17 protein-coding genes are annotated in these 16,668 nt (G+C 70.8%); 8 read left to right on the plus strand and 9 right to left on the minus strand.

Annotation, left to right across the window (positions count from 1 at the left end):
- Positions 1–41: 41 nt before the first annotated feature.
- Positions 42–374, minus strand: coding sequence for a hypothetical protein (locus tag ACZ4E1_RS26625; RefSeq protein ID WP_467543587.1), 333 nt, complete (start codon positions 372–374; stop codon positions 42–44).
- A 133-nt stretch (positions 375–507) separates the two neighbouring features.
- A complete protein-coding gene (locus ACZ4E1_RS26630) occupies positions 508–2,904 on the minus strand; it encodes an immune inhibitor A domain-containing protein (RefSeq protein ID WP_467543590.1) in 2,397 nt (798 codons plus the stop codon).
- Between the two features lie 373 nt (positions 2,905–3,277).
- Between ACZ4E1_RS26630 and ACZ4E1_RS26635 the strand changes: the two genes are divergently transcribed.
- Entirely contained in the window at positions 3,278–3,571 is a 294-nt protein-coding gene (locus tag ACZ4E1_RS26635) for a hypothetical protein (protein ID WP_467543593.1), read from the plus strand.
- A gap of 45 nt (positions 3,572–3,616) precedes the next feature.
- Here the strand turns inward: ACZ4E1_RS26635 and ACZ4E1_RS26640 are convergent, their stop codons facing one another.
- A complete protein-coding gene (locus tag ACZ4E1_RS26640; RefSeq protein ID WP_467543597.1) occupies positions 3,617–4,363 on the minus strand; it encodes an RDD family protein in 747 nt (248 codons plus the stop codon).
- Positions 4,364–4,438: 75 nt separating this feature from the next.
- Positions 4,439–5,956, minus strand: a complete 1,518-nt coding sequence (locus tag ACZ4E1_RS26645; RefSeq protein ID WP_467543600.1) for an RDD family protein — start codon at positions 5,954–5,956, stop codon at positions 4,439–4,441.
- A gap of 244 nt (positions 5,957–6,200) precedes the next feature.
- Here ACZ4E1_RS26645 and ACZ4E1_RS26650 point away from each other — a divergent pair, with 244 nt between their 5' ends.
- Positions 6,201–6,677: an SsgA family sporulation/cell division regulator gene (locus tag ACZ4E1_RS26650; protein ID WP_467543603.1), complete on the plus strand. Its 477-nt coding sequence runs from the start codon at positions 6,201–6,203 to the stop codon at positions 6,675–6,677.
- A gap of 85 nt (positions 6,678–6,762) precedes the next feature.
- Here ACZ4E1_RS26650 and ACZ4E1_RS26655 read toward each other — a convergent pair whose 3' ends face one another.
- A complete protein-coding gene (locus ACZ4E1_RS26655; protein WP_467543606.1) occupies positions 6,763–8,133 on the minus strand; it encodes an FAD-binding oxidoreductase in 1,371 nt (456 codons plus the stop codon).
- Positions 8,134–8,243: 110 nt separating this feature from the next.
- On the opposite strand from ACZ4E1_RS26655, the gene ACZ4E1_RS26660 reads away from it, so the two are divergent.
- A complete protein-coding gene (locus ACZ4E1_RS26660; RefSeq protein WP_467543609.1) occupies positions 8,244–9,731 on the plus strand; it encodes a tetratricopeptide repeat protein in 1,488 nt (495 codons plus the stop codon).
- Positions 9,732–9,911: 180 nt separating this feature from the next.
- Here ACZ4E1_RS26660 and nthA read toward each other — a convergent pair whose 3' ends face one another.
- Genes nthA through hppD form a run of 4 tightly spaced genes read right to left on the minus strand, consistent with a single transcriptional unit; the run spans position 9,912 to position 12,224 of the window.
- Positions 9,912–10,499 (minus strand): nitrile hydratase subunit alpha, encoded by a 588-nt coding sequence (nthA, locus tag ACZ4E1_RS26665; protein WP_467543612.1) that lies wholly within the window; start codon positions 10,497–10,499, stop codon positions 9,912–9,914.
- Positions 10,489–10,779, minus strand: coding sequence for an SH3-like domain-containing protein (locus ACZ4E1_RS26670; RefSeq protein ID WP_467543615.1), 291 nt, complete (start codon positions 10,777–10,779; stop codon positions 10,489–10,491). Before ACZ4E1_RS26670 ends, nthA begins: the two co-directional genes overlap by 11 nt.
- The gene (locus tag ACZ4E1_RS26675; RefSeq protein ID WP_399125465.1) at positions 10,772–11,056 is read right to left on the minus strand and encodes a hypothetical protein; all 285 of its coding nucleotides are present in this window, start codon (positions 11,054–11,056) and stop codon (positions 10,772–10,774) included. The genes ACZ4E1_RS26670 and ACZ4E1_RS26675 overlap by 8 nt, the downstream gene beginning before the upstream one ends.
- Before the next feature lie 22 nt (positions 11,057–11,078).
- Complete coding sequence (gene hppD, locus ACZ4E1_RS26680; protein ID WP_467543620.1) at positions 11,079–12,224, minus strand: 4-hydroxyphenylpyruvate dioxygenase; 1,146 nt, start codon at positions 12,222–12,224, stop codon at positions 11,079–11,081.
- 122 nt (positions 12,225–12,346) lie between these two features.
- Between hppD and ACZ4E1_RS26685 the strand changes: the two genes are divergently transcribed.
- From ACZ4E1_RS26685 to ACZ4E1_RS26705, 5 genes are all read left to right on the plus strand, one after another.
- A complete protein-coding gene (locus ACZ4E1_RS26685) occupies positions 12,347–12,817 on the plus strand; it encodes an Lrp/AsnC family transcriptional regulator (protein ID WP_188338630.1) in 471 nt (156 codons plus the stop codon).
- Between the two features lie 97 nt (positions 12,818–12,914).
- On the plus strand, positions 12,915–13,562 hold the full coding sequence (locus ACZ4E1_RS26690; protein ID WP_399125463.1) for an ABC transporter permease: 648 nt from the start codon (positions 12,915–12,917) through the stop codon (positions 13,560–13,562).
- Positions 13,555–14,832: a betaine/proline/choline family ABC transporter ATP-binding protein gene (locus ACZ4E1_RS26695; RefSeq protein WP_467543624.1), complete on the plus strand. Its 1,278-nt coding sequence runs from the start codon at positions 13,555–13,557 to the stop codon at positions 14,830–14,832. Before ACZ4E1_RS26690 ends, ACZ4E1_RS26695 begins: the two co-directional genes overlap by 8 nt.
- Positions 14,829–15,689, plus strand: coding sequence for an ABC transporter permease (locus ACZ4E1_RS26700; protein WP_467543627.1), 861 nt, complete (start codon positions 14,829–14,831; stop codon positions 15,687–15,689). Before ACZ4E1_RS26695 ends, ACZ4E1_RS26700 begins: the two co-directional genes overlap by 4 nt.
- Positions 15,686–16,663, plus strand: a complete 978-nt coding sequence (locus ACZ4E1_RS26705; RefSeq protein ID WP_467543630.1) for a glycine betaine ABC transporter substrate-binding protein — start codon at positions 15,686–15,688, stop codon at positions 16,661–16,663. The genes ACZ4E1_RS26700 and ACZ4E1_RS26705 overlap by 4 nt, the downstream gene beginning before the upstream one ends.
- The last annotated feature ends 5 nt before the right edge of the window (positions 16,664–16,668 follow it).

The following is a 16,668-nucleotide window of genomic DNA, read 5'->3' on the forward strand; positions in this document are numbered from 1 at the left end:
CTCCTCAACCGCCGGAGGGGCTTGATGTGCCGGCTCGGGGGTCAGCTCGCTATGCCGCCTGCGGGGGCCGTCGAGCGGAACAGGGCGCGTATCGGGTGCCAGAGCTCGCCCACGGCCGGGTCCGGGGCCGCGCGCCACAGGAGGCCGTCCGGATGATGCAGGACGGCGGTGATCTCGTCCGGGGTCGGCGGGTGGCTGTTGCCCCGCAGGTAGACCGCGCGCAGGCCCAGATTGCGCAGGCGGGTCAGGGCGCGGGCCCGGTTCGCGGCGTGCACCAGGACCCGTACCGCCCCCTCGGCGGCGTCCGGTGCCGGCAAGGTCAGTGCCACCACCACGCTGCCGCCCGGCAGCTTGCAGAACCCTCCTGCGGACATGACTGTCACACCCCCGTGAGACGTAGTGTCAATAAGAAACCCACAGGACGCACCTAAACACGATCGGCCGCGACCCGCTAGCCCCAGCTAGCTCAGTCGCGGCCGATACGCCTTTGACCTGCGGTTTTTCTCGTTACTTGACCGAGGGGCCGACCTTCACCGTGATCGAGGAGCCGTCGAGAGGCTGCTTCACGACCGCGATGCGGGTGTTGGTGTCAGTTGTCTGAACACTGCCCGTCGGGTTCTCGGCGTACCAGTAGACGCCCTTGTGGTCGTCGAAGACCGGGTTGCCGAGCTGCGCCGGGATCTTCTTCTCGACACCCAGGCGGTGCAGCGTCATGCCGGGGACCGGGTACCTGCCGAAGGCGGCGTCGTACGGCGTGATCTTGTTGGTGATCTTGGTCTTGCCGTCGGCCCAGTACATCGGCTTCGCGTGCGCGTCGATCGGCAGGATCAGACCCTTGCCCGGGTGCTGGCCCACGTTGTTGTTGCGCTGCGAGGTGTCCCACTGCCAGATCATCAGGCCGGGACGGTACTGGTAGTGCTCGACCCAGTCGTCCTTCGCCCCGCCGTCACGCCAACCGAAGTTGTACGGGCCGACCTTGAGGGTCTTGTCGTACGAGACGTACTGGCGGTTCTCGGCGATGTAGAACTGCGGGAAGTCGCCGCTGATGGAGGCGCCGACGCGGGAGAAGCCGCGCGCGGTCCAGCCGTTGTCGTCGCCCTCGGCGTCGTCCGAGAAGACGGCCGCGCCGTCCGCCTTGACCGTCAGGTTGTCGGCGGTGAAGCCCATGCCGCCCGCGCCGCCGTCCGTCTTGTAGCGGAAGCGGACGCCGATCTTCTTGCCCGCGAACTCGTCGAGCGGGAAGACCAGGTGCTGGAACTTGGTGGAGTCGCCGGTCAGGGCCGGCTTGTCGCCGCCGTCACGGGTGATGGCCTGACCGTCGGCGGTGCCGTCGATGGTCTGCCAGCTCGCGCCGCCGTCCGTGGACACCTGCGTGTACAGGTAGTCGTAGTCCTTCTCGATGTTCCACCAGCCGTCGAGCTCGAGCGCGGCCTTGGACTTGCCGGTCAGATCGACCGTGCGCTCCAGGGTGTTGTCGAGGTCGTCGCCGTAGTCGGACCACCACTGCTTGGCGCCCTGGGTCGGCTTGACGATGTCGGTGGTGACGTTCTTCTTCGGCAGCTCGACGACGAGCGCCTGCTTCAGCTTGGTGTTGTACTCCGACACACCCAGCTTGTGCGTCGACTTCGTCGCCGCCTTCGCCTTGTCGTAGTTGAGCCAGCCCAGCTGCAGCTTGTCCCAGGCGGTCATGTCGCCCGGCATGTCGCCGATCGAGTCCTTGCCGGTGCCCAGCCAGGAACCGGCCGACATGAGCGACCAGAAGCCGACCGAGTTCTCACCCGTGTACGTGGTGTCGTACAGGTCGGGCAGGCCCAGGTCGTGGCCGTACTCGTGGGCGAAGACGCCGAGGCCGCCGTTCTCCGGCTGCATCGTGTAGTCGCCGACCCAGATGCCGGTGTCGCCGATCGGGGTGCCGCCGGCCTTGAAGCCCTGGGGGCCCGTGTTGCCGTCGTCGCGGCTGTAGGCGTAACCGCGGTGCGCCCACAGGGAGTCGCCGCCCTGCGCGCCGCCGCCGGCTGACCCGTCCTCGCCCGCGTGGACGATCTGGAAGTGGTCGATGTAGCCGTCCGGCTCGTTGAAGTTGCCGTCGTTGTCGTGGTCCGTACGGTCCCACTGGTCGTACTGGGCCATGTCGGCCTTGATGTCGGCGTCGGACTTGCCCGCCGCCTTCTGCTGCGCGACCCACGCGTTGACGCCGTCACGGACCAGGTCCTCGACGTTCGGGCAGTTGTCGGCGCCGCAGTAGTTGGAGCCGTAACGGGCCTCGTTGTACTCGACCTTGACCCAGTCGGAGACCTCGCCGTCGACCGAGTACCGGCCCGAGGACGTCTTCTCGTAGTAGGTCTTGAGGGAGTCGACGCCCTTGCCCGTACCGAAGTACAGGTCCTTGAAGTGCTGGGAGTCGTAGTTCTTCTGCCAGGCCGTGCTGTTGTTCTTGGTGCGGTCCGGCTCGGCGATCTGGTTGTGCAGCGGACCGGGCGTGCCCCCGTACTTGGGCTTCAGCTCGTCCGTGTCGTCGTCCTGGCGGTCCACCAGGGTCGTGTTGTCGACCTTGTCGCCGAACTCGGTCAGGATCGTGAAGATCTTGTCCGTGCGCTCGCGGCCCAGCTCGACGTACTTGCCCTTGGAGAGCTCGACGACCTTCGAGCCGTTCTTCTCCTGGACCTTCGACTTGCCCTGGAGCACGTTCTGCAGGGCGGTCTTCCGCTGCTGCTCCATCTGCTGGCTGAACGGGCCGTCCATGACGTGGCCCTTGCCCCCGAAGGTCTTCCCGTCGGAGGCCTTGTTCGCGGCGGCCGGGGTGTCGGCCTGGGCGGTCGTCGCCGCTATGGACCCGGTGGCCGCGGTGGCGGCCAGGGTCACGAGCACGGCGGCGCTTCTCAACGCCCGTCTCTTGGTGGTCACTTGAGTGGTCCCCTCCTCCGTGGCACGAAGGCCACGTGTCACAAGTGACGCCATTTGACCGGAGGTAGAGGAAAATTAACAGACCTTGACGATGACGTTTACGTTTCACTATGCAGGAGACGCGCTCCGGAATCCGGACAAGCCCGTCGATTCCCAGCCACCGGACAACACCGGACAACGGGCGCGCCTGACCGTCCACTTGGTGGACGCGATGACTCCGTGCGCCCCCTGTGCTCCGGCACTGTGGGTTAGGTCATGCTTACCGGCCGTTCCGCTCGGGCACAGTGCGGAATAGGGTGAAGTCGACGGTGTACCCACGGGTACCGACCGGCCCGCGCCCCGCACCCCCGATGTCACGAGGACGGACAACGCCATGCCTCGCCCGACTGTCGCACAGCTGGCCTACGGTTCGGCCACCGTCATCTGCTCCACGATCGCGATGCTGCTGCTGTCACGCACCAGCGCGGGCCCCGGAGTCGGGGTCATCGCCGTGTCGGCGCTCATCCTCGGTGTGTTCGTGGCGATGTCGGTGCCCAAGCCCAAGCCGGCGGCACCCGCCCCGGACCCCGCTCCGGAGCGCCCCCTGGCCGCCACGCTGGCCTCCCCCGCCGCGACCGGCGCCACCGAGTCCCCGCGCGAGCCGGTACGCGAACCGGCGGGCCCGTGAGACACGGACCCGCCGGTTCCTCGTACGCGCACCGCCGCGCCGCGCTCAGCCGGTGCTGACCACCACCGTCTTCGCCGCCTTGTCGTGCAGGCCCTGCTTGTAGGGCTTGTCGAAGAAGCTCCAGCCACCGGAGATGATCAGCCACAGGCAGGCGCAGCAGAAGACGCTGGGCAGCCACAGGACGGCCGCGCGCGCGAGGTTGGTCTGCACGCCGGGCGTCGCCCCGTCGGAGAGGTTGGCCACGCGCAGCTTCATCAGCTTCTTGCCGAGGGTCTGCCCGGTGCGCGAGGTGAGGAACGTGTCGTACCCGATGTAGAGCACGGCGGCGAGCAGCGAGGAGCCGAACTGCTTGCCGTACTGGATCTTGTCGGGGTCGGTCTCGTACTCGGCGATCCCGAAGGCCCACGCGAGGAGTGCGGCGACGGCCCCCACGAGGATCAGGTCGATGATGCGGGCCAGGACCCGCTTGCCGCTGTCGGCGAGCGGCGGCATCCCGGCGAGCGGGTCACCGGCGCCGTAGCCGCCGCCGTAGGGGTCCCCGCCGTAGGGCGGGGGCGTACCGCCGCCGTACGGAGGTGGGGTACCGCCGCCGTACGGGGGTTGATCCCCGCCGCCGTAGGGGTTCTGCGGTGAGTCGTACGGGTTCTGGCCTCCGCCGCCCGGTGGAGGCGGAGGGTTCTGCGAACTGCCGTACGGCGAGCCGCCGCCCGGGGGGTTCTCCGGCGGCGGCTTGCGGAACGGGTCGTCGTCCGGCGGGCTGCCGGATCCGTCGGGGGGCGGTTCGGTGCTCATGGCCCGAGTGGACCGCGAAGCCGGGCGCCCCGCATCCGGCGGGCCGCCGGACGGATGACCCCGGCCCCCCGGCGACTAGCCGGCCACGAAGGTTCCGGCCGCCTTGTCGTGCAGGCACTGGCGCCAGGGGCGGTCGAACGCGCCCCACAGGACGCCCAGGACACCGATGGCGAGCAGGCCCGGGACGCTGTACACGAGCCAGCGGCGCAGGGCCGCGCCGAAGCTCGGCGCGTCGTTGCCCTCGATCTCGCGCACGCTCAGGCCCATCAGCTTCTTGCCGAGGGTCCGGCCCCACTTGGCGGTCGGCAGTGCCTCGTAGAGGACGCCGGCGACGAGGAGCACGGCGAGGACGATGCCGAGGTAGGTGCCGGTCGTGCCGTCGAGCAGCCAGACGGTGACCTGGCGGCCGGAGGCCTTCGCCTCGTCGATCTTCCCGGTGACGTGGTCAAGGGCCTTGGTGCCGAGCGGGACGGCGGCGACCGCGGTGACGGCGCCGACGACGAGCGAGTCGATCAGCCGGGCCACGAACCGCTTGCCGAGCCCCGCCGGGCGGGCTGCCGCGGCGGCCTGCGCGGCGGCGAGGAACGGGTCCTCGGCGACCGGCTTGAACGGCGTGACGGGCGCGCCCTGCGCCTCCTGACCCGGCGTCGCCAGGTGGTGGACCTGCTGCGCCCAGGACGGCGAACCGCCACCGGGGCCCTGGGTGACCGGACCCGGCGCGGCGGGCTGCGCGGGCTGCGCCTGCTGCGGGTAGCCGTAGCCGGACTGCGGCTGGTGCGGCTGCTGCTGAGGCTGCTGAGGCTGCTGAGGCTGCTGCTGAGGCTGGGGCTGGGGGTAGCCGTAGCCGGGGCCCTGCGGGGTGGCGGGCTGCTGCGGGGCCGGGGCGGGAGCGGGCGCCGGGGCGGGGGCCGCGGGCGGGGCGGCCTGGGCGCCGACGCGGGGGTCGGCCGGGGCGGAGCGCGGGCCCTGAGGGTCCGTCGGCTCGGACGCGGGGGCCTGCTGCGGCACGGCGCGCATGGTCATGGTGCCGTCGGTGCGCGGGGGCCGCTGCTCGGGCCCGGGGCGCACGGCGCGGATCGCGACGGTTCCGTCGGCGGGCGCGGGCGTGGGCGTGGGCGTGGGAGTGGGAGTGGGGGTGGGGGTGGGGGTGGGGGTGGGTGCCTGCGGCTCCTCGGCCTGCTCCTTGGAGCCCCAGGACACCCGGCGGTCCTGCTCGCCGCCGAAGCCCGCCTGGCGCGCGGCGTCGGCCTGCCAGGCGGACGCCGGCTCCTGCGCGGCGGGCCCGGGTGCGGGGACCTGCGGGGAGGCGGCCGTGTCGGGGCCGCGCTCCGTGCGGACGGAGGGCTCCTCGTCGAGGAAGACGGGGCCGGTCTCCTCGGCGGGCGCGGGCTCCGGTGCGGTGGCCGCGGGGGCCTGCGCGGAGGCGGCGCCGGCCGGGGCCGGCAGGGGCTCGCCGTCGGACGGGGCGGGGCGGCTGGTGCCGGGGACCCAGGCGGCCCCGTTCCAGTACCGGACATATCCGGGAATGGACGGGTCGGGGTAATAGCCTTCGCGGGGCCTGTCGTCGCCGGGGGCCGGGGTTGGGGCGCTCATGTCCGTCGTCCCGTATCTGCTCGGGGGTCTTGTTGTGGCCTCCACATCTATCAGACCGCCGCCCGTGCCCGTGCCGCTCCGCCCGTACCGACCCCCGTACGGGAGCTCGCGGAGGGCCGGTCCGGGCCCCGGGAAAAAACTTCTGAGAAAACTTCGAGAAGTCGCGTAATGCCGAGCCCACCTCGCGCTCTCACCTTGCACGGGCCCACCCGAGGGCCCTTCGCGAGGAAAGGAAGCGCACGCCATGCACACCACGGTGGAACGTGAACTCGAGCTCAGGCTGGTGCTCTCACCGGAGCGCAGCATCCCCGTCCCGGCCCGCCTCACCTACCGTTCGGACGACCCCTTCGCCGTCCACATCTCCTTCCACATCGGTTCGGAGCACCCGGTCAACTGGACGTTCGCGCGCGAACTGCTCGTCGAGGGCGTCTTCCGGCCGTGCGGGCACGGCGACGTGCGGGTGTGGCCGACGAAGGTCGAGGGGCGCAGCGTCGTGCTGATGGCGCTGAGCTCCCCCGACGGCGACGCGCTCCTGGAGGCGCCCGCCCCGCAGGTGTCGGCCTGGCTGGAGCGGACGCTGCGGGTGGTTCCTCCGGGCTCTGAGGCCGAGCGGCTCGGCATCGACGACGGCCTCGCCGAGCTGCTCGCGCCCCTGATGGCCGACGACCTGTACCTGCGCGACCCGTGGCCGTCGGACGAGTCCTCGTCCGACGAGCGGTGAGCGGCGGGCAACGGGGGCACGTCCAGGAACCGATATCCGGACCCGGCGACGCCGGGTCCGGATCACGGGGTGTTCGCGGGAACGCTCAGAACAGCTTGCCGGGGTTGAGGAGACCCAGCGGGTCGAAGGCCGCCTTCACCGCCTGCTGGACCTCGACCCCGACCGGCCCGAGCTCGCGCGCCAGCCACTCCTTCTTCAGTACGCCGACGCCGTGCTCGCCGGTGATGGTGCCGCCGAGCTCCAGACCGAGGGCCATGATCTCGTCGAAGGACTCGCGGGCGCGGCGGCCCTCGTCGGCGTCCTGTGCGTCGAAGCAGACGGTGGGGTGGGTGTTGCCGTCGCCCGCGTGCGCGCAGACGCCGATGGTCAGCCCGTACTTCTCGGCGATCCGCTCCACGCCGGCGAGCATCTCGGCGAGCCGGGTGCGGGGCACGCACACGTCGTCGATCATCGTCGTGCCCTTGACCGCTTCGAGGGCGGTCAGCGACAGGCGGCGGGCCTGGAGCAGCAGTTCGGACTCGGCGGCGTCCTCGGCGGGGACGACCTGGGTGGCGCCCGCGGCTTCGCACAGCGCGCCGACGGCGGCCAGGTCGGCGGCCGGGTCCAGGGTGTCGAAGGCGCACAGGAGCAGCGCCTCGGTGGTCTCGGGCAGCCCCATGTGGGCGAGGTCGTTGACCGCCTTGACCGTCGTACGGTCCATCAGTTCGAGCAGGGACGGGACGTGCCCGTCCGCCATGATCCTGCAGACGGCGTCACAGGCGGCGTCCGTCGACGCGAACTCGGCGGCGAGGACGAGCTGCTGGGGCGGCTGCGGCTTGAGCGCGAGGGTCGCGCCGACCACGATGCCGAGGCTGCCCTCGGAGCCGACGAACAGCCGCGTCAGGTCGTAGCCGGCGACGCCCTTGGCCGTGCGCCGGCCGGTGGAGAGCAGGCGCCCGTCGGCGAGGACGACGTCGAGGCCGAGCACGTACTCGGCCGTCACCCCGTACTTCACACAGCACAGGCCGCCCGAGGCCGTGCCGATGTTGCCGCCGATGGTGCACATCTCCCAGCTGGAGGGGTCCGGCGGGTAGTAGAGGCCGTGCTCGTTCACCGCGCGGGAGAGCGTGGCGTTGACGACGCCCGGTTCGACGACCGCGATCCGGTCGACGACGTCGATCTCCAGGATGCGGTCCATCTTGACCAGGGACAGCACGATGCAGCCGTCGGAGGCGTTGGCCCCGCCCGACAGTCCCGTGCGGGCGCCCTGCGGAACGACCGGGACCCTCAGGGCCGTGGCCGTGCGCATGACGTGCTGGACCTCTTCGACCGTGCGCGGCAGGACGACGACGGCCGGGGCGCCCGCGTCGCAGAAGCTCGCCATGTCGTTCGCGTACGCGGTCGTGATGTCGGGGTCGGCGATGACCGACCCGGCCGGCAGGGCTTCCTGGAGTCGTTCGACAAGTGTGCTGGTCATGTCCTCAGCGTGGCACTCGGGGCCACGCGTGTGAACCGAATGAGCGATGCCCTCCCGCCAGGCGGAATGTTGCCGTGATGCGCTCTTCGTATTGACCCAATGTGTGCCCTATGGAGACCCTCGAGAACTCCGGGAACGCCGCGGGTCCGGCGCACGACGAGACCGGCGGGAGCGGCGGGCCCGATACCTGGAACCGTCCGCCGCGGGGCCGGACCCGCACGGTGCGGCGGGCGCTGATCGGCGCGGGCGCCGCCGTCGCCGGGTGCGCGGTGCTCGGCGGAGTGCTCGTACTGCTGCCCGGTGAGGAGCCGCCCCCGGCGGGCGCGCTGCCCGGTCCGGCCGGGCGGGCGGTGATCGCCGCCGCGGTCGGGGCGCCCGCCGCGCTGCCCGACCTCACGGCGCTGATCCGCGAACGCGAGGCCGAGGTCCGGGAGCACCCGCGCGACGACGGGGCGCTCGCCGAACTCGGGGCCGCGTACGTGGAGCGCGGCACGCGCACCGCGCGGACGGCCGACTTCCCGCGCGCCGAACGGGTGTTGCGCGAGGCGCTGCGGGTGCGGCCGAAGGGGAACGCGGCGGCGCTCGACGGGCTCGCCGCGCTGGCCGTCGCGCGCGGCGACTGGCCCGGGGCCCGCACCTTCGGCGAGCGGGCACGGAAGCTGGCGCCGGGCCGCTGGTCCTCGTACGCGTATCTGGTCGACGCCTATGAGGGGCTCGGGAACGGCAAGGCGGCCGGGAAGAACCTGGAGAAGCTGACCGAGCTGGCCTCGGGGACGGCGGTGACGCTGCGCACCGTCGCCGTGTACCGGGACCGGGGCTGGCGGGAGGACGCGGAGGCGGCGCTGTCCGACGCGCAGGCCCGTGCCGGGACGCCCGCCGAGCAGGCCGCGCTGCTGGCACAAGGGGGTGACCTGGCCTGGGAGCGGGGTGACGCGGCGGGGGCGCTGCGGCACTTCGACGCGGCGCTCGGCGCCGATCCGGCCAGTGCCGCCGCGCTGGCCGGGCGGGGCCGTGCGCTCGCCTCGCTGGGGCGGTCCTCGGAGGCGCTGCGGGCGTACCGGCGGGCGATCGAGCTGCGGCCCGCGCCCGTGTACGTGCTGGAGCTGGGCGAGTTGTACGAGTCGCTGGGGATGGCGGACGCGGCCCGCACGGAGTACGACGCGCTGCGGCAGCGCGGGGCGGGCGAGGTGGACGCGGTGGTGCTCGGGCGGCTCGACGCCGATCACGGGGACGCGGGGGCGGCCGTGTCGCGGCTGCGGGCGGAGTGGAAGCGGGCGCCGAGTGTGGCGGTCGCGGATGCGCTGGGGTGGGCGTTGCACCGGGCCGGGGACGACCGGGAGGCGCTGGGGTATCTGCGGCGGGCGACGGATCGGCAGAAGGCCGGTACGGTGCGGGTCGCCTTGTTCATGTATCACCGGGGTGCGGTGGAACGGGAGTTGGACCTCGCCGGTCCCGCCCGGCGGCACCTCGACGAGGCCCTCCGGATCAACCCGGCGTTCTCCCCCCTGGACGCGGATCGCTGCCGCGCGGAGCTGAAGTCCCTCGGGGAGCCGGACGAAGGTGGCCCGGAGCAGATGTGGGCCCCGCCGCGCCGTTAGTCCCCCGCCTGTCGGGCGACCACCGGCCGGTGGGGGCTGGTCGCGCAGTTCCCCGCGCCCCTGAGATGCGCACTTCGTGCGCCATCTCAGGGGCGCTGACACGTCGGGGAAATGCGACGCGAAGCGTCTGCATTTCAGGGGCGCGGGGAACTGCGCGACCAGCCACGACGAGAGCCGCGGTTAGACGACGGCCGTGCCGATCAGCCCGTTCCGGGTCACCAAAGACACCAGCTCCGCCTCCGACAGGCCCTCCGAGCCGGCGGGCCGGCGTGGGAGGACCATGTAGCGGGTCTCCGCGCTGGAGTCCCAGACGCGGACCGAGACGGTCTCCTCCAGCTCGACCCCGAACTCCGCGAGCACCGCCCGCGGCTCCCGCACCACACGCGAGCGGTACGCCTCGCTCTTGTACCAGCCCGGCGAGGGCCCGAGCAGCCGCAGCGGGTAGCAGGAGCAGAGCGTGCACACGATCACGTTGTGGACGGAGTCCGTGTTCTCGGCGACCCGCAGCCGCTGCTTCTGGACTCCGCCCGAGCTGAATCCGAGCTCGCCGACGGCGGCGGTCCCGTCCTCCAGGAGCCGGGCCTTGAAGTCGGGGTCGGTCCAGGCGCGGGCCACGACCTTCGCCCCGTTCAGCGGCGAGGCCCCGGACAGGAATCCGTCGATGACCTCGTCGACGGTGTCGCCGCCGACGATGCCCTGCTCCTCCAGCAGGGTCTCCAGGCGCCGTACCTGACGGGAGATCACCGCGTCGTCGTGGTCACCGGACATCGGCTGCCTCCAGGTAGCTCTGCGACAGGTCGAGGACGACGTCGTGGTCGCCCTCGCCCCACAGCTCGCGCGCGCTGAACCGCACGGCGTAGATCATCTCGACGGGGGCGTCGTCGCGCCCCTGGGAGCGGACGTCGGCGAGCGGCGCGAGTCCCTCGGGCTCGACGACGACGCCGAGCTTGCCGCGGGCGTAGCGCGGCAGCCGGGTGTGGTGGACCGGGTCGTGGCCGTACGTACGGACCGTGTCGCCCGGTGAGAAGAGCGCGGCGGCCTCAGGCATGGTCCAGCGCCCCCGCCTCGATGACGCCCTTGCGCTCCAGGAGCGTGCGGATCGCGTGGAACCAGCGCTCGTAGTACGAGGCCGCGAGGTACTCCTGCGGCGGCATCGTCTCGATCGCGTCCCGGAACTCGTCGAGGTTGAACACCTTCTTCACGAGCAGCGCGCGCTGGAGCGCGAAGACGCGCGCCTCCCAGTCCGCGTGGAAGGGTTCGGCGTCGTCGCTGGTGTCGATGACGCCGAACCCTGTCATGCCGCCTACGTCGTTGATCCTGGCCATGCGGCCAGACTACGAGCGAGGATCACAGATTGCCGCGCTTTTCCTGCTCCCGCTCGATCGCCTCGAACAGGGCCTTGAAGTTGCCCTTGCCGAAGCCCATGGAGCCGTGCCGCTCGATCATCTCGAAGAAGACGGTCGGCCGGTCCTGGACCGGCTTGGTGAAGATCTGCAGCAGGTAGCCGTCCTCGTCGCGGTCGACGAGGATCTTCAGCTCGCGCAGCGTCTCGACGGGCACCCGGGTCTCGCCGGCCCACTCGCCGAGGGTGTCGTAGTACGAGTCGGGGGTGTCGAGGAACTGGACGCCGGCCGCGCGCATGGCGCGCACCGAGGCGACGATGTCGTTCGTGGCGAGCGCGATGTGCTGGACGCCGGCGCCGCCGTAGAACTCCAGGTACTCGTCGATCTGGGACTTCTTCTTGGCGACGGCCGGCTCGTTGATCGGGAACTTGACCTTGAGCGTGCCGTCGGCGACGACCTTGGACATCAGCGCGCTGTACTCGGTCGCGATGTCGTCGCCCACGAACTCCTTCATGTTCGTGAAGCCCATGACCTTGTTGTAGAACGCCACCCACTCGTTCATGCGGCCGAGTTCGACGTTGCCGACGCAGTGGTCGATGGCCTGGAAGGTGCGCTTGGCCGGGGGCTCGACGATCGGGGCGGCGGCCTCGAAGCCGGGCAGGTACGGGCCGTCGTAGCCGGAGCGCTCGACGAGGGTGTGGCGGGTCTTGCCGTACGTGGCGATGGCCGCGCGCACGACGGTGCCGTGCTCGTCCTTCGTCTCGTAGGGCTCCGTCAGGCCGCGGGCGCCGTGCTCGGTGGCGTACGCGTAGGCGGCGCGCACGTCGGGCACCTCGATGGCGAGGTCGACGACGCCGTCGCCGTGCGCCGCCACGTGCTCCGCGAGGAAGTGGCCCCAGTCGGTGGAGGCCTTGATGACGGAGGTGAACACGAAGCGGGCGGAGCCGTTCGTCAGGACGTAGGAGGCGGTCTCGCGGCTGCCGTTCTCCGGTCCGGAGTAGGCGACCAGCTTCATGCCGAAGGCCGTCGAGTAGTAGTGCGCGGCCTGCTTGGCGTTGCCCACGGCGAAGACGACCGCGTCCATCCCCTTGACCGGGAAGGGGTCGGCCTGCCGGGCGGTGTCGGGGGTGTGGTCTGTGGTCTGCGTCATACGGGGAGGCTCTCGCCGTTCCACAAGGTGCGCAATAGTTTGCGTATTCGCTGGGCAATCTGACCAGTGCCGGGTCCGTTTCTGCGGGCTGTGTGTACAGGATGACCACCCTGGAGGGGCGCATGGCGATCGATCATCTGGACGGCCGGATCATCCTGCTGCTGGCACGGGAGCCGCGGATCGGTGTGCTGGAGATGTCGCGGCGACTCGGCGTCGCGCGCGGCACCGTGCAGGCCCGGCTCGACCGGCTTCAGTCGAATGGAGTCATCCGCGGCTTCGGCCCCCAGGTGGATCCGGCGGCGCTCGGCTACCCGGTCACCGCGTTCGCCACGCTGCAGATCCGGCAGGGCCAAGGGGCCGATGTCAGAGCCCATTTGGCGACCGTCCCCGAGGTTCTGGAACTGCACACGACGACGGGCAGCGGCGACATGCTGTGCCGGCTCGTGGCCCGTTCGAACGCGGATCTCCAGCGGGTGATCGACCTGGTCGTCGGCTTTGATGGCATCGTCCGGGCTTCCACGGCGATCGTCATGGAAAATCCCGTTCCGCTGCGGATCATCCCGCTGGTGGAGCAGGCGTCGGGAGATTCCTGACGGTTACGAGCACGGCCCGGCGGTGAGGCGCGATGGACGTGCGGGTGTCGGACTTCCGGGACCGCCTCCTGTTCCTGGACTGCTTCCGGGAGGGCCGATGAACTTCTGGGACTACCTGGTCAACCGGCACCAGCAGCTGCTCGCGGACGCGGCCCAGCACGCCAGCGCCGTCTTCCAGTGCATGGTCGTCGCCACCGTGATCGGCGTCCTCGTCGGCGTCCTCACGTACCGCAGCGAATGGGGCGGGAACCTGGCGACGACCGCCACCTCCACCATCCTGACGATCCCGTCCCTCGCCATGATCGGTCTGCTCATCCCGATCGTCGGCCTCGGCGTCGCCCCGACCGTCATCGCGCTGACCCTGTACGGGCTGCTGCCGATCGTGCGGAACTCGATCGTCGGGCTGCGCGGCGTCGATCCCTCGCTGATCGACGCGGCGAAGGGCATCGGGATGTCGCGTCTCGCCCGGCTCGTCAAGGTCGAGCTGCCGCTGGCCTGGCCGCCGATCCTCACCGGGATCCGGGTCTCCACGCAGATGCTGATGGGCATCGCGGCCATCGCCGCCTACGCCTCGGGCCCCGGCCTCGGCAACGAGATCTTCCGCGGCATCGCCTCGCTGGGCAGCAAGAACGCGCTCAACCAGGTGCTCGCGGGCACCCTCGGCATCATCATCCTGGCCCTGCTGTTCGACGCCGCGTACGTCCTCATCGGACGGCTGACCATCCCGAGGGGGATCCGTGTCTGAAGCCACTGCCGACGCGCCCGCGACGAACGCGACGAGCGCGTCCGGGGCCAGCATCGAGCTGGAGAACCTCACCAAGCGCTACCCCGGCTCGGCCGATCCGGCCGTGGACAGCGTGAACATGGAGATCAAGGCGGGCGAGCTGATCATCTTCGTCGGCCCCTCGGGCTGCGGGAAGTCGACGACCCTGAAGATGATCAACCGGCTGATCGAGCCGACCGGCGGCCGCATCCGCATCGGCGGCGAGGACGTCACCGACATGGACCCGGTGAAGCTGCGCCGCAAGGTGGGTTACGCGATCCAGTCCTCGGGCCTGTTCCCGCACATGACCGTCGCCCAGAACATCGCGCTCGTCCCGAAGATGGTCGGCTGGTCCAAGTCGAGGATCAAGTCGCGGGTCGAGGAGATGCTGGACCTCGTCGGGCTCGACCCCGGCGAGTTCCACGGCCGCTACCCGCGCCAGCTCTCCGGCGGCCAGCAGCAGCGCGTCGGCGTGGCCCGGGCGCTCGCCGCCGACCCGCCCGTGCTGCTGATGGACGAGCCGTTCGGCGCCGTCGACCCGATCACCCGCGACCACCTCCAGGACGAGCTGATCCGGCTCCAGCACGAGCTGCACAAGACGATCGTCTTCGTCACCCACGACTTCGACGAGGCGATCAAGCTCGGCGACCGGATCGCGGTGCTCCGCGAGAAGTCGCACATCGCCCAGTTCGACACCCCCGAGGCGATCCTCACCAACCCGGCCGACGACTTCGTCTCCGGCTTCGTGGGCGCGGGCGCCGCGCTCAAGCGCCTCAACCTGACCCGCGTCCGCGACGTCGAGGTGACCGACTACCCCACCGTCCAGGTCGACGACCCGCTCCAGGAGATCTTCAACAAGCTCCGCGCGGCGGGGACGAACGAGCTGCTGCTGCTCGACAAGCGCCGCCGCCCCTACAAGTGGCTGCGGCGCGGCGACCTGATGCGCGCCAAGGGCTCCCTGGCCCGCGCCGGCACCCTGGTCCACGACACGGTGACCTGGGACGCGACCCTGCGCGACGCGCTGGAGGCCGTCCTCACGGACAACGCGGGCCGGGTCGCGGTCACCGGCCGGCGCGGCGAGTACGAGGGCGTCGTCGACATGGAGACGCTCATGAACTCCGTGCACGAACTCCTGGAGGCCGACCGCCTGGAGGCCGTCGAGCACCAGCACGAGCTGGAGGAGCACCGCGCCCAGCAGACCCACCAGGAGCAGGAGGGCGCGACGGCCGCGGAGGGGGAGGCGAAGGCGTGAGCAGTCCCCGCAAGCAGGACGCCGCCCGCCCCGAGGGCGAGCACGAGGTCAAGGGCCTGGCGTTCCGCGACGACGGCGAGGGCGAGCAGGAGGCCCAGCCGCCCGCTCCCCGGCCGGCCCGCCGCATCACCTGGCAGAAGCTGACGTTCCTGCCGGCCGTGCTGATCGTGATCCTCCTCGCCACCTGGCTGTGGTTCGCGAACGCCGACCTCGACCCGATCTCCGAGAACGCGCTCTCCAACGGCCAGGTGTGGAAGGCGCTGCGCCAGCACATCAGCCTCACCGTGATCTCCACGTTCTTCGTGCTGATCATCGCGATCCCGCTGGGGATCCTGCTGACCCGCAAGATGTTCCGCAAGGCCACCCCGGTCGCCCTGGCAATCGCGAACATGGGGCAGGCCACCCCGGCGATCGGCCTGCTCGCCCTGCTCGTCATCTGGATCGGCATCGGCGAGAAGTCGGCCCTGATCGGCATCATCATCTACGCGATCCTGCCAGTGCTCTCCAACACGATCGCGGGCCTGAAGGCGAACGACCCGACGCTCCTGGAGGCGGCCCGCGGCATCGGCATGTCGCCGCTCGGCGTCCTCACCAAGGTCGAACTGCCGCTGGCCGTACCGCTGATCCTGGCCGGTGTGCGCACGGCCCTCGTCCTCAACGTCGGCACGGCCACGCTCGCCACGTTCGGCGGCGGCGGCGGGCTCGGCGTCCTGATCACCACCGGCATCACCAATCAGCGCATGCCGGTCCTGATGCTCGGCTCGATCCTGACGATCGCGCTCGCGCTGCTCGTGGACTGGCTGGCGTCGCTGGCCGAGCTCCTGCTGCGGCCGCGCGGTCTGGAGGTGCGCTCATGAGGTACCGCGTACGGGCCGGTGCCGCCGCGCTGTCCGGTCTGGCCCTGCTGGCCGGGCTCTCGGGCTGCGGGCTCACCAGCGGCAGCCCGCTCGTCGACGACGTGCACCCGGGCTCGGTCGGCCAGGGCGAGCCGCTGAAGGGCGCGGACATCACGGTCGCGTCCAAGGAGTTCACCGAGCAGCTGATCCTCGGCGCGATCATGGGCATCGCGTTCAAGGCGGCCGGCGCCGACGTCCTCGACCGGACCGGCATCCAGGGCTCCATCGGCGCCCGCGAGGCCATCAAGTCCGGTGACGCGGACGCCATGTACGACTACACGGGCACCGGCTGGATCACGTACCTCGGCAACTCCGCGCCCATCCCCGACCCGCAGAAGCAGTGGACGGCGGTCCGCGACGCCGACGCGAAGAACGGTGTCACCTGGCTGCCGAAGGCCGCGCTCAACAACACGTACGCGCTCGCCATGAACCAGGCCAACTACAAGAAGTACGGCACCAAGACGCTCTCCGACGTCGCCGCGCTCGCGAAGAAGGACCCGGCCGCGGTCACGCTGTGCGTGGAGAGCGAGTTCGCCAACCGGGCAGACGGGCTGCCCGGCATGGAGAAGAAGTACGGGATGAAGCTGCCGGCCAAGAACATCACGCAGATGGACACCGGCATCATCTACACGCAGGCCGCCAAGGGCACCTGCACCTACGGCGAGGTCTTCACCACCGACGGCCGCATCAAGGCCATGAACCTCACGGTGATGGACGACGACAAGAAGTTCTTCCCGAACTACAACGCGTCCCCGGTGATCAACAGCAAGGCGCTGAAGAAGTACCCGAAGATGGCCGAGGTCATCGAGCCGATCACCAAGAAGCTGAACAACACCGTCGCCCAGGACCTGAACTCCAAGGTCGACGTCGACGGGCAGGACCCGCACGACGTGGCGAAGGACTGGCTGGTGCAGGAGGGCTTCGTCAAGGAGTGACCCGG

This window comes from Streptomyces sp. NPDC025806 (assembly GCF_055558275.1).

Bases quoted from the DNA above. Each gene is read 5' to 3' on its own strand.
- ACZ4E1_RS26625 (WP_467543587.1), bottom strand. From the start codon at position 374: ATGTCCGCAGGAGGGTTCTGCAAGCTGCCGGGCGGCAGCGTGGTGGTG.
- ACZ4E1_RS26635 (WP_467543593.1), top strand. From the start codon at position 3,278: ATGCCTCGCCCGACTGTCGCACAGCTGGCCTACGGTTCGGCCACCGTC.
- ACZ4E1_RS26640 (WP_467543597.1), bottom strand. From the start codon at position 4,363: ATGAGCACCGAACCGCCCCCCGACGGATCCGGCAGCCCGCCGGACGAC.
- ACZ4E1_RS26645 (WP_467543600.1), bottom strand. From the start codon at position 5,956: ATGAGCGCCCCAACCCCGGCCCCCGGCGACGACAGGCCCCGCGAAGGC.
- ACZ4E1_RS26650 (WP_467543603.1), top strand. From the start codon at position 6,201: ATGCACACCACGGTGGAACGTGAACTCGAGCTCAGGCTGGTGCTCTCA.
- ACZ4E1_RS26655 (WP_467543606.1), bottom strand. From the start codon at position 8,133: ATGACCAGCACACTTGTCGAACGACTCCAGGAAGCCCTGCCGGCCGGG.
- ACZ4E1_RS26660 (WP_467543609.1), top strand. From the start codon at position 8,244: ATGGAGACCCTCGAGAACTCCGGGAACGCCGCGGGTCCGGCGCACGAC.
- nthA (WP_467543612.1), bottom strand. From the start codon at position 10,499: ATGTCCGGTGACCACGACGACGCGGTGATCTCCCGTCAGGTACGGCGC.
- ACZ4E1_RS26670 (WP_467543615.1), bottom strand. From the start codon at position 10,779: ATGCCTGAGGCCGCCGCGCTCTTCTCACCGGGCGACACGGTCCGTACG.
- ACZ4E1_RS26675 (WP_399125465.1), bottom strand. From the start codon at position 11,056: ATGGCCAGGATCAACGACGTAGGCGGCATGACAGGGTTCGGCGTCATC.
- hppD (WP_467543620.1), bottom strand. From the start codon at position 12,224: ATGACGCAGACCACAGACCACACCCCCGACACCGCCCGGCAGGCCGAC.
- ACZ4E1_RS26685 (WP_188338630.1), top strand. From the start codon at position 12,347: ATGGCGATCGATCATCTGGACGGCCGGATCATCCTGCTGCTGGCACGG.
- ACZ4E1_RS26690 (WP_399125463.1), top strand. From the start codon at position 12,915: ATGAACTTCTGGGACTACCTGGTCAACCGGCACCAGCAGCTGCTCGCG.
- ACZ4E1_RS26705 (WP_467543630.1), top strand. From the start codon at position 15,686: ATGAGGTACCGCGTACGGGCCGGTGCCGCCGCGCTGTCCGGTCTGGCC.